At 57.9% G+C, this 11,714-nt stretch carries 9 protein-coding genes and 2 pseudogenes; 3 read left to right on the top strand and 8 right to left on the bottom strand.

Annotated elements, in window-relative coordinates; translation table 11 throughout:
* Positions 1–64 precede the first annotated feature (64 nt).
* The 3 genes and pseudogenes from HLH48_RS20220 to HLH48_RS20210 form a co-directional block, all read left to right on the top strand.
* Positions 65–649, top strand: a pseudogene (locus tag HLH48_RS20220) (IS110 family transposase); the annotation flags it as partial.
* Positions 628–912: pseudogene (locus HLH48_RS20215) on the top strand (integrase core domain-containing protein); the annotation flags it as partial. The pseudogenes HLH48_RS20220 and HLH48_RS20215, both read left to right, overlap by 22 nt.
* Positions 913–1,137: 225 nt before the next feature.
* Positions 1,138–2,316, top strand: coding sequence for an MFS transporter (locus tag HLH48_RS20210; RefSeq protein WP_182999280.1), 1,179 nt, complete (start codon positions 1,138–1,140; stop codon positions 2,314–2,316).
* Here the strand turns inward: HLH48_RS20210 and HLH48_RS20205 are convergent.
* The 8 genes from HLH48_RS20205 to HLH48_RS20170 all read right to left on the bottom strand — a co-directional run bounded on the left by HLH48_RS20205 (position 2,300) and on the right by HLH48_RS20170 (position 11,544).
* Entirely contained in the window at positions 2,300–3,373 is a 1,074-nt protein-coding gene (locus HLH48_RS20205) for an aminotransferase class I/II-fold pyridoxal phosphate-dependent enzyme (RefSeq protein WP_182999279.1), read from the bottom strand. The two genes, HLH48_RS20210 and HLH48_RS20205, sit on opposite strands and share 17 nt — an antisense overlap.
* Positions 3,370–4,437, bottom strand: coding sequence for an alkaline phosphatase family protein (locus HLH48_RS20200; RefSeq protein ID WP_182999278.1), 1,068 nt, complete (start codon positions 4,435–4,437; stop codon positions 3,370–3,372). The genes HLH48_RS20205 and HLH48_RS20200 overlap by 4 nt, the downstream gene beginning before the upstream one ends.
* Entirely contained in the window at positions 4,434–6,359 is a 1,926-nt protein-coding gene (locus HLH48_RS20195) for an FAD/NAD(P)-binding protein (RefSeq protein WP_264812521.1), read from the bottom strand. The genes HLH48_RS20200 and HLH48_RS20195 overlap by 4 nt, the downstream gene beginning before the upstream one ends.
* 4 nt (positions 6,360–6,363) lie before the next feature.
* A complete protein-coding gene (locus tag HLH48_RS20190; RefSeq protein WP_182999276.1) occupies positions 6,364–7,590 on the bottom strand; it encodes an ATP-grasp domain-containing protein in 1,227 nt (408 codons plus the stop codon).
* A gap of 5 nt (positions 7,591–7,595) precedes the next feature.
* Entirely contained in the window at positions 7,596–8,798 is a 1,203-nt protein-coding gene (locus tag HLH48_RS20185) for a tRNA lysidine(34) synthetase (protein ID WP_182999275.1), read from the bottom strand.
* A gap of 10 nt (positions 8,799–8,808) precedes the next feature.
* Positions 8,809–9,810, bottom strand: a complete 1,002-nt coding sequence (locus HLH48_RS20180; RefSeq protein WP_182999274.1) for a Rossmann-fold NAD(P)-binding domain-containing protein — start codon at positions 9,808–9,810, stop codon at positions 8,809–8,811.
* Positions 9,794–11,263 (bottom strand): DUF4910 domain-containing protein, encoded by a 1,470-nt coding sequence (locus HLH48_RS20175; protein WP_182999273.1) that lies wholly within the window; start codon positions 11,261–11,263, stop codon positions 9,794–9,796. Before HLH48_RS20175 ends, HLH48_RS20180 begins: the two co-directional genes overlap by 17 nt.
* Before the next feature lie 71 nt (positions 11,264–11,334).
* Positions 11,335–11,544, bottom strand: coding sequence for a hypothetical protein (locus HLH48_RS20170; RefSeq protein WP_182999272.1), 210 nt, complete (start codon positions 11,542–11,544; stop codon positions 11,335–11,337).
* Positions 11,545–11,714 lie beyond the last annotated feature (170 nt).

Here is an 11,714-nt window from a genome sequence, read left to right as displayed (position 1 = left end):
GAGGTGGATAGCGAGCCGTGCCGTGTCAGAGTGTGCTTGCTGAAACTCTCTGGAGGGCAAGACCATGCACAAGGCATCCGATCATCCCGCGACTCCGGCCGCTATCCGCGTCGATCTTGGCGCGATTGTTGTCTCCCTGGAACTCGGAAAATCGAGCTGGCAGGTCACAAGGCAGCGACATTGCGCGCCTCTTCACCTGCGTCACTGCTTTGCGCGAGAGGGCCCGCGCCCGCGAGAGAAGGCTCTTCTCGCTGGTGGTCATCCAGGAAGCCGGCCTGGATGGCTTCTGGATCGACCGGGCGTTGAAGCGGGAGGACTGGATAGAGAGTTACGTCGTCGATGCGGCGTCGATCGTGGTTTCCCGCAAGCATCGGCGTGCGAAGACGGATCGTTTCGACTTCGAAATGCTGGTCCGTACCCTGCTGGCGTTCAAACGCGGGGCAGCGCGGGTCTGCTCCATCGTCCGTCCTCCGTCGCGCGAAGAGGAAGACCGCCGACATCACGGTCGGGAACGTAAGGTCCTGGTGGGCGAGCGGACCCGGCACATCAACCGCGTCAAGGGCCTGTCGTTCGGTCAAGGTATCCGGGGGGTTACCAGCCGCCACGACGGGACCGGCGTGCGTGCCTCGACGAGCTGCGAACGGGCGAGCTCGCTGGCTGGACAACGTGATCATTGAACGCCTGTGGCGATCCCTGAAATACGAATGCGTCTGTTTTCATGCGTGCGAGACAGGATCGGAACAGCGAGCCGGGCTTGCCGGATGGATCGCCCATCATAACGGGCAGCGTCCGCACTCGGCACTGGCTGGACGCAGGCCCGATAAGGCGTATCATAAGATGCCGACGCCATCTGGTCCGGGGTTAACCCCCGACCAGATGGGCAACAGCAACGCCGTCAGAAGGGTGGCATGACAATCACAGGGTATAGCTTATTCATCCCTAAAAGCTGTCCGAACAGACGGGGTCACCTCTATCCCTATCGTCGGTAATCAGGGTGCGACTTATCGTGATCGTGTGCCTGGATGGCTTCAACGCCAGATCCATAAACACAATCAGCAGTTTACGCGGCATCCGTCGCCGAATCCCTAGCATGCCCAAGAAATAAGACGGGCTAGTGTCCTGACCGAGGAATTGAGAATGAACGTGCTTAAGAATCGCGACAGATTAACACAGCTTGTCTTCGGCCAATTCACTTCTGCGGCAACGGTGTATTTCGGTGTTTTCGCGGTCCTGCCGGTTTTTCTGATCGGTCACACAACGTTGAAAACCTCTACCATCGCTACTGTGCTTTTTGCGGCATCCGTAATGGGGAAGCTGGGCAGGGTGTTTGTCTCGTCGGCTATTGACCGTTTGCCACTGCGTAATGTGTTAGTCTTGAGCAGTTTGACCGCCGCCGCCGCCTTGTGCATTCTTCCCCACTTGAAGAACGCAGCTGCCATCTGCACTGCCATCACGATCTTCAATCTCGCCAACGGGGCGAACAGTGTGTCGGTCCGGAGCTTGACCGCCAATATGAAACGGACAACGGAAAGCCGGTTTCTCAAATATAGTAAACTGTCCACTGCGACCAACTTCGCCGCAATGATCGGGCCGCCGGCCGCGTTTTATCTGCTGACCGCCGCAAACGGCATGTCGCCATTTTACGCCTTTGCTCTATTGTTAGCAGCCACAGCGGCCGCCGTGTTTGGCTTCCGAAGCCTGATTCCGGACTTGCATCCTCAAGAGACCATTGTTTCTGGGGTATTTTATTGTCTCAGATTGCCCGAACTACGGCGCTTATTAATTTGCACGTCGATCGGTTATTTCAGCTATGCATTCATGTACAATTCAGTCGCCTTATATGCCACTTATCATCTTAGGCTGGAAAATTGGGGCGGAGTGCTGCTTGGGCTGAACGCGGTGATTGTCATCGCTACTTCCTATCCGTTGAACCAATGGATGGAACGGATGCATTTTGGCGTGGGGATCCGCATCCAGCTCGGGTTCGGCTTGTATCTAGTCGCCTTTTTGCTACCGGTCCTGCTGAAGCACCCGGTAATGCTCGCTGTCGCCGTAGTGCTCTGGGCTCTAGCAGAGAGTTCTCTGCTGCCCAGTCTGATCGGCCAAGCCACCGTCGGGGTTCCGGCGAGCCGTCATGTCGCCGCTTTGACGGTCTATTCCGTCGTCGTCGGGATCGGCGAGGGAGCAGGCGCCTTCGTCGCCGTCAGCCTGACTGCCAGTTCTGCGTTAGACGGTGGGGCAGGTTTCCTATTGGCGGCAGGAATCTGCGCGACGGCACTGTTGACCAGCGGGCCTTTACTCAAAGGGATGGTGTGATTGCGGCCATCAGATCATTGAAGCGCTGCACCCGCTCGGGATGCAGCGGAACGCTCAAGCGAAAATACTGATTCTCACCCCTCGTCCCCGCGGTGAAGTGGAACTTTCCGCGGATCCCCGCGCCGGAAAGCGCTTGGATCGATCGAGTGTCGGGGGAAAGCAGGACGTAAGGCAGATGCGGGTGTTCGGCGCTATGATCAACTATACCGACTTGGACCAGTCGTTGCTTCATCGCGGTTTTTTCCACTGCGATCCGGGAGCGCAATCGGCTCATGATGTCTCCTTGGGACCAGACCGCCGCACCAAGATCAAGGCTTATAGGCGATACGGCTAATGGCGCAATCACGGAACGCAGTCTCGCCGTCATGTTCCTTGAACAGATAGCAACGCCCAAGCGAAGCGAACCCAGCCCGTACGCCTTGGAAAATCCCCGGAGCACAACGAGATTGCTCAGTTGGTTCACCCGCGCAGACAAGCTTCTGCGTGGGGGCAGGTAATTGGCGTTGGATTCATCAACCACAACAATTCCATTCCGCTCCGCCGCGACAGCGCAGGCGTCGGCCAAGAAGATATCTAAGGGCTCACCGGTTTCCAAAAAAGACGGATATTCAAGCAGCAGCATCTGCCACTGCCGACCAATGGCAGCGCGCAAGCTGGGAGCGGATGTGACGGCGAAGCCCCGGTTCCATGACCATGCGGGTAGGTCCCGATAGACATCGTCCAAATGGCACAGTCCACCGCCCACCAAGCTGGCAAGAGCGTTCAACAAGCCGATTACGCCTGCGGCACAAGTGATTTGATCTGCCGCGAGGGCTACCTCCAGAAATTCGGTCGTTGCCGCGTGCATGGCGAGTGCGCCGTAGGGATCGTTCACGGCATATTTTCGCAGCAGCGGAGCGCCTTGCTCGGCTTCGGTCGCCAATCGCGATGTCAAGAACCCATCAAGGTCGATGTCCAGTTGGCTTCGCTCGTCGCTGGTCCAGGTCAGCGCCAAGCCAGCCCCGTCATCGCCGGAAAAGCTGGCGCCATAGCTGTCGATGCCCAGCCCGTAGTTCATCTGCCCACTCCCCAAACAGCAAAGGGGATATCCCATTCATCCTTCGTTAGCGAACCGTGATCGAACAGGACGCCGGGTTCTGCAAGAAAGCGCTTGGAGCGGGCGATCAGGAGCACTTCTCCCACTCTGGCGGCGATCTGCTCAGACGGCGCGAAGTAATCGGACCGCTTGGCTACCTCTACGTGTTCGGGCATGTTTGCTGCAAGTTCGTTCATAATCGCCAGTGTATTCACCGATTGCGGCACATACAGCCACCGAGTGCGTCCGGCACCGCCCATTTCCAATCCATAGCGCTTGATGATCTGGTCTAGGTAGTGTTCCAGGGTAGGCGAATGGATGGTCTCGACCAACCCATGGTCAGAATGCGCCGCGATGATTAGACCTTTTTTTGCCCATTCGCACGCTAGTCGGTTCAGGCCCAACAAGTAGCGGCCCACGGCGCGGTCATAGCCGTGACGATGAATGTAGCGGTCGATATCCAGGAAAATCCATCCGAACACTCGTTCCGACCGCGCCACGATGCGCTCCAGGTCGGAGTTTAGCCGATCAATGAATCCATCAACGTCCATCGGAGTGTCCGCGCCGCATGGTGCATGGAAATGCAGAGGAGAGGGAGTGATGTACGCCCCGTTGAGCAACCGATCTCGCCAGCCGCAATCAATTGCGCCAAGGTCGCTCGACAGAGCCACTGGCGTAAGTCCATGTTGCGCCGCATCGTGGAACAGGGTTTGTTCTCCTTCCCGCGCGAAACCTTCTGGATGAGTAAAGACGTTGATCATCTCGCTCGTCGTGTGCGGCCGGAAAACCACGCCCACGCAGCCATGCCGCTCCACGCCGTCACCGGTCATCGCACTTAGCCAACAGGAGGACGAGGTTGTCGGGAAGACGGACGCAATCCGCTGCAATCGGTCCGCCGCACGCCAATGCCGTTCGACATCCGCATACCGAATCCCATCCACCGCCAGCAAAACAATTGATTTCTTTCTCGCGCAGTCTTGCGCGGCGATCAAGTCGCGCACCCAGCCACGGATACGGGTCAGGTCGGGAAGCAAATCCGGTATCATGACACTGCTTCCGTTTTTCGGCCAGCGCGCGCGGCAACGCCATTGGTCCATGCAGCAACTTTATTCAGATTGCCGTCGTTACAATTCACTTTGGCGGCGCTGGGCTGAAAGAACACAGCCCCGTCGAGTTGCGCTCCCAGGACCGTCATGGCTTCCCGCCACGGGCTTGCAGCGCCCAACGGATGGAAGCTGCCGTCCGTTGCCACACCGCCAGGAACATATGTCTCCAAGCCGAGCGTATTTTTAAACCGTTGTAAAATGCCACTCTGAAACATTTGCCGGTGCAACTGGGAAGCGCAATGTGCCTGTCCGATTGTGGGGATGCTCGCCTCGATCAAGTGGTCCACCCGCCGCATGGCGTCCCCAGCGCCCACCGCCACCCATTGGCCGCTCTTGGCATCGTGCGACCATGTAGGATCCCGGCTGACCGACACGTCCAACACGCCGGCTCGCAACAGTGCCAGTACTTTTTCCATGACTGCCAGAGAGGCACCGTTTGACAGGTGATTATGATATCGATACAATTTTTCGACAAAGTCCCGATGGCTAGTCGGAGTCAAGCCGCCTTGGTCGACCGCATAGGAGAAAACGCTGCGAAGATCGCGCCAAACGCCCTCTGCCGCCGCTTTGTGCGGAGATCGGTTGGCGCCAAGCAGTGCCTGAGCATTGTCGACTTCGATGAGTCTAATTAATACGGCTGTCTGATCCGCAGCGGTCCCGCCAAAATAAGCCAGCGGGTCAAAAAAGAACTCCGGACGGAACGAGGCGTGGCTCCCGGCTTCGGCATTCGCTTGGTCAACGAGCGCGTCGATTTCAACGGACCGCCCGTTCAGCAAATCCTCATACAGACGGCTGACACCACCACCAACCGAAAAAGGGCATTTCGAAATATCTCCGGCGGCAACGGCATGGAATAAGGCGGCCATCTCGAGCACGATAAGTGGCATCAAGCCTCGATTGGCATCGATCTTTCCCCCTGCTGCGGTTCCGTCCGCAGTCCGGCGCAACCGGTCGACCGCTTCGGGAGTAAAGAACCAGGCGCGGGTGCGCAGGCGCGTATTGCCAGCGCCGAGCCAACTGCGCGCGCGCGTAAACAAGCCTCCTCGACTGGTGGCGACGATCTTGGCGGGCTCGCGTCCGCAAGGAAGGTACCTCAGCGCGCCTCGTCGAGAAGATGTTTCGTCCGGTTCAAACCCGCCGCCCCGCCCTTCGGTAAGGGCGAGGATGAGATCTATTGCCGACAAACCCATGCCACGGATGCCAACATGCGACCCGGGCGGCACAACAGAGCAGGAGCACGACAGGTTGATCGGGTACGGGTTGGCGGCGTAACTTTTTCCGCCTCCGGCAGGTGCGTCCGGCCTTCGGGCGTGACCGGTCACTAGCAAGATCTCATCGGCACGGAACAAGCAGGTCCGGCCGTCAAGCTCGGCTGAGATGTTAAAGCTGCGGTGTCCGGCAGGTTCGATCGCGGTGACCTCTGCCGGGATCAGAGACACGGTCGCTCCAATCTTACGAAGCAAATCAACGTGGGACCCCAACACCCCCTTCAACGCTTCGCCATACACCGCGCGGGGCGGAGCGTCGCCCGCCTCGACATCATATATAGTGTCGCCTGTTTCTCGAAAACGCCTATGGCACCAGTCAAGAAAGCTATTATTCCATCCTGGAAGCAGTCGCGACTTGGCCTGTTCCACCGTGTTGTCGGCGCCGAGCGCGAGCTCCCCGGCAGAAGTGTTGAGCAGATTAGTCTTTGGTTGGCCCACATCATACACCTCGCCGTCGCCGAAGCGGCCTGTTCGTTCAAAAATCCGGACATCCACGGCCGAGGCGTCTAGCATCCCGTGCAACGCGAGTGCCGCGAGTCGCTCCATGGCATATGTTCCCAATGCCCCGGCTCCGACGATTGCTATCCCCACCATGCCTTTAGTCAGAAACAATGTGGCGGTAGATAGCGGCCTCGAGTTCCCGCACCTTTTGCGTATCAGCGGTGATCTCGGCCTCGCTTTCGGCTACTAAGAACAACGTTGCCGGGCAGGTTGACAGGCTTTCGGTCGCCAAAAACTCTTTCCCAGGAACTATCCGACTGCGGATAGAGTGGAAGCTACCCAGCCGTTCTAACGCCGAATAATCAGGAGCGCGCGCGGCGATTCCGGATATGGGCGAATGCAAATAGATCTTTCGGCCAAAGCTCTTCAGCTCCAGCATCTGGTTCGGGCCGCGCCAGTCCGTGTCTGCAATTGACCGCGCCGTTTCCGTGACCTGATCAATGCCGAAGACCCGGCGCGCATAGCCTAGGTCCAATGAACCATGGAATCGGGCATTCAATTCTACTAAAACCGGGCCCCGCCCGGAAACCAGCATAATTTCCGTGTGCGCCGGCCCATTGGCAACTCCCAACGCGTCCAGCACATCACTGCAATAGGCCACGACACGCTGCGCTTCAGAAGATGCCGGATCGGCGGCGTCAGCTTGCAGCGGCAGTACCTTCCCGCTGCGCTGACGCCAAGCTTGCCAGACCCCTGTGACGTAATGGGTACCGTCCCGCGAAACCGTATCGACCATGAATTCCGCGCCCTGTAGAAACTCTTGTACTAGCACAGTAGTGTTGTCGTTGCCGAAAAAGTCGATCGTGCCCAACAGCGCGTCGGCGGCAGTGCGTGTTTCCGTGTCGGAATGGCAAAGGATGACCTGGTCGGAGGCCATACCTCTGCGTGGCTTCACCGCGACCGACGCCCCAGGATTCTTGGTGATCCACGTTTCGACCTCTTGCCTGTTCGTCAGCAAAGCCTGACGGGCACTAGGGGTGCCGGCATTGCGCAGCGCTTCACCCATTGCCCATTTGTCCCGCCTTGCACTCGATAAGGCCGGATCGTTCAGACCGGGAATCCCGGCGAGTTCCGTCAGCCGGTCGGCCGGTAAGACACCCGGATCGGACCCGGCGATCACTCGCAGTACGCGAGCGGGGTCCAATGCCTCCGGCCATATGCTGCCGTCGCCGACTTCCACCGACTGCTCGTAGATGTCTGGATCAAGGGGCGCTCCTGTGTTGGAAAACCCTGCCGCTACGCGGACGCCGAGCCTGCGCAGAGCAGGGGCGAGATGCACCCCCGTCGAGGCTGGATCGACGATCAGACATGTGTTGCGTTTCATGCGATTTAGCCCATGAGACGGTTGAAGCGCTCAGATACTTCCAACGATACGCCCTCGTTCAGAATGGCGCCAAAGATATCACTTTCCTGGATATCGTTGCCCCGTTTGTCGACCAATTCACGCATGCCCTTTACCAGTCTCTCGGCGCTACCTGGGAATTTGGACTGAAGCGTATAAGCCATCATGTAATAGAGGTTCCGGCCAGCGGAGAAGCACGGGTAGCGCATCTCGTAATTGTCTAATGAGAGTTTAGGGAAACATCCGTCGATGATTTTCTTCGGCGTCATCCACAGCGGGTATGCGAACCGGGTCGACCTAAGCTGTCGCACGGGAAAGGACAAGGGTGGCTTGCCCGAACAGACGCGATAGAGGCACTCCGCAAGAATGTCTTCAAAATTAAGCCCTGTACACACGATGGATCCTGTTTTAGCCGCCATGTGGCTCAGTGCCCGGCGTATCAAGAAGGTGCCCAGGAACTCGAAATCGTCTCCGGGAAAACTCGCTTCATAGGTGTGGATCAAGTCCCGGTCGTGGCGTATGCCGCAAATATCTCGCACCTCGGTCTCTTCCAGCACGCGTAAGTCGAGACCGTAATTCCGGCACAGCTCTTGGGCGCGGGGAACTCCGGCGTCCCAATCGGCGACGCCTTTGAGGATGACTGGCTGTATGGAGATGTCGAATGCGTCGAAGGAGGTCATGGCCATCAGCATAGCGTTGCTATCGCCGCCGCCGGAGATTCCGATAACGAACGATGTTCCGGCGGAGAAGTTCTCCGTGATGAAATTATGAACATGCTGGCGGACCAACTCCTGACACTCGGTCTGCGATAGGCCTTTGAGAATATGCTGGACCGTGCCGGCGTCATTATCGATCTGCTGGTACAGGTAACTGCTCACCTCGGGACCGTCTTCGGCTTTGGCGATATCGTATTTCTGGATGTTGAACAGGTCCGGGTTCACGTTTCTGTTGAAATGCAATAGGATTTCCGAGCTGTCTCGCATGCTGGAAAAGGGTGCGTCTAGGCTGGGCAACAAAACCAGTTCGCCATCCGGTCGGGACGAAAACGCGGAAATTGCGCTCCAAGGAATCCCCACCCTGGCGATGAGTTCAAACAAGGTTTCACGTTGGTTCAATGGTTCGATAGTCATCCGACCATGGGTGGTGACCAGAGTGACGCTCGGAAGCCGGTTAAGCGAAGTGACTTTCATGGAGAGACTCCTAACTCAAAAATGGAAAGCAGGTCCGCTGAACTTCCGACAGCGGTTCGGACGAGGGCCCCCGTTCGAACGAGACCGACAGCCTAGCGGCGGCGGCGGGATCGTGGACCAGTGCCAGATAGGTGCAAGGTACCGCTCTGCCGAGGCTGAATTTCAACTTGAACCGCATCAATGAATCGCCCCCGCCTAGGCTTCGCCCGCCGCCGAAATAGATTCTGTGTATAGGGCGTGCCGTAGTGCCGCTTTCCACGGCGCATGCAACGATTGCCTCATAGAGCAAGTCCGATGCCCCTTTGCTGTCCGTCAGTAGGTCATTGCCAACCAACAGAATGTGCAACCGACCGCTTTCAATCAGGCATCCGGCGAAGCTCGCTATCTTGCCGGTCGAACGGTTGAAGACGCCGATATTCATAAACCCTGGCAACGTGCTGAGTGATTGCAGGTCGGTGGCCTGGACGAACCATTTGTCCGCCGCTCGCACCCGCCGCAAGGTTTCCGCGTGCAGAGTGGCGGCGGCTGTCAGGCTGCTGAGCTCGCTTGGCGCAATGATCCGGGCTTCCAGACGCCTCTCGGCGGACCGCAGGCTCCGCCGACATGCCGCAGGTAATTGCGCTCGATAGTGGTCCATGTCGCTGGGCGTGTCGAGCACCGCGACCGGCTGGCCGTCGACGATCCGGCCATTGGGGATGTCGTCCGCGAGCGCGCGTAGTTTCCCAAGCGGATCAAGTCTGAGCAACTCACACACCAGGGATTGCTGACTACACCACGAGGAGTAGGAGATGAATGCTTCTCGGACTCGCGCCCGGTCGGTTGGAACCGCCGGTTCAGCATACCCTCGCCAGGCCTCGGCACAGTAGTATCCCGTGCTACCTATGGGTTGCAGCACCGGCGTGTGGTGGAAGGAGCCATGCGGCGATGCGGACCGGTATCGACGCCACCTTCCGCCAAACATGGCTGTCAGGAATACCGGATCATGAAATGCGCCATCAACGTTGTCCAGCATGATGTCTTCCGTGGCTGTGTCGGCCCGCTTGTCGAAAGTTGGCAATCACATTTTCGGCCCAGGAATCGCCAAGGGACTCTTGATGCCACTGCGCGGCAAGATAGGCTCGTTGCAACCGCGCGTATGTTTCTTTGTTGTCGGTAAGGCGGGTACGGATGTCTTGGGCCATAGCTTCGTCGCAGGCATCGAACAAAGCGTAAATATTGAAGGGCCAAGCGTCCTTCGACTGTGCCGAAGTGACTGGGAAGCCGGGGACGTCGTAATAAGGTGCGGCCTCGACCAAGAAACGGGTGAGTAGCTTGCAGAGGCTTGCCATCTGATCTGGGCACAGATTCTCCACCCGATCCAAATCGGTATGGTTGTAGACATCACCGGTTTGTCCGATGAGGACCGCAGGCACAGCGACTGCTTTCGACGCGAACAAGGCGTGGTCGGAATAACCCTTGAACGCGGTCACCCGGCAGCCGAGTTCTGGTGAGGAGCTGAATAGCTCGGCGAGGCGATCTTGCAGCGGGTGGTGCAGATAGGGCGGTGAACATTCGAGCTCCAACTGCGCGCCGGTGATGGCCGGATCGCCACCCACCATGTCCACATTGACAACAAAGACGGGTTTGACGGCGGTGGCGGCCAAATAAGCGGACATTCCGGTGAATTCGGGTGCGAAAACTAGCCGAACCGCCGGCAGTGATTCAGCGGCGGTGCGCAATAGCTCACACAGCAGCGCCACACCGGATGCATTGTCGTTGGCGCCAGGACGCAAGTGGCAGATATGAGCGCACAGTAGAATTTCTTTGCAGGCTGCGGGATCGGTGCGAATTTCCAATACTGGCACGCAGCCTAATTGGTCGATCGCTATGGCCACTTCGGCGGCAACCGGTCCGGCCTCAAGGGCTGCGGCCAGATAGTGGTGCTCCGACGGAGTGAGGCTGAGCGCGAACAAGTCGGAGTACGACGACAGTTCGATACGACCGCGCGCTTCCTTTTGGCAGATTCGCTTTGAGAAGGCGGCGGACGCCACGCCGGCAGCGTTTCCTCGGGCGGCGGCGGCAAGCTGAGCCGGGAACTGCTCCTTGGGGCCGCTCAGGAGAACTAATTTTCCGGCCGGCGAGGTGTCGGTCGGAGCGCATACCGGCAAAACTCCAGTGGATGCACAGGAATTGGTTGCAACCAACATCGGATGGGCGGCGTGGTCCAAACGGACCGGTGTTGCATCGGGTCTAGAAAAAGACACGGTGCCTGTGATCAGCTCCCAAGAGGCCGGAGCAGCGAACCCTAGCGGACGAGCCTCGGGGGAAGCGGCAAAGTCATGAATATGACAGGAGGCAGAAGGAAGAAATGACTTAACGTAATCCATCAAATTCTGACAGGTCATCCTAGTGGCGTTACTGGCCTGCGTTCGATCTGAATTGCTGATTCCGTTAACGATTTCGATCATCCGAGATTCGATCTTCATTTCGTCTACTTTGCATCCAGTCGTTTTGTGAAGCGGACCTTACGGTCCGCTTCGGTATTTCTGGTCGCAATTTACATCGCGCCCACTGCGCAGCTCGCGCCGCACAGAACTTCAAGGCCGAACTTGGAAGCCGGAATGGGCGCTGTATTCATTCGCGCCGTGTCCAGATCGCGGGCGGAGACAGAAACCACCACACGAGCGTTGGATCGTTCGATTTCTACAGATTTCATTCCGTAGTTGCTCTTTACCATTTCGGAGATGGTTTTGGTCGAGATAATCATGTGCCTTCCTCTCTTGTGGTTTGATTTGAACCGAACCAAGTCTCCCGGAGGCTATTTAGCTAGGCCCTGTTAGCGCTTGAAATTCTTCCCATATTGTAGGGATGAAAGAAGGAAACGGAACAGGCACTTTCACGGACGAAACATGGGCGATCTGGGAACGACTGATTGAA

It is taken from the genome of Gluconacetobacter sacchari (assembly GCF_014174255.1).
Taxonomy (GTDB): domain Bacteria; phylum Pseudomonadota; class Alphaproteobacteria; order Acetobacterales; family Acetobacteraceae; genus Gluconacetobacter; species Gluconacetobacter sacchari.
The sequence above is the reverse complement of the archived record's forward strand: the minus strand, read 5'-3'. Positions and strand labels throughout refer to the sequence as shown.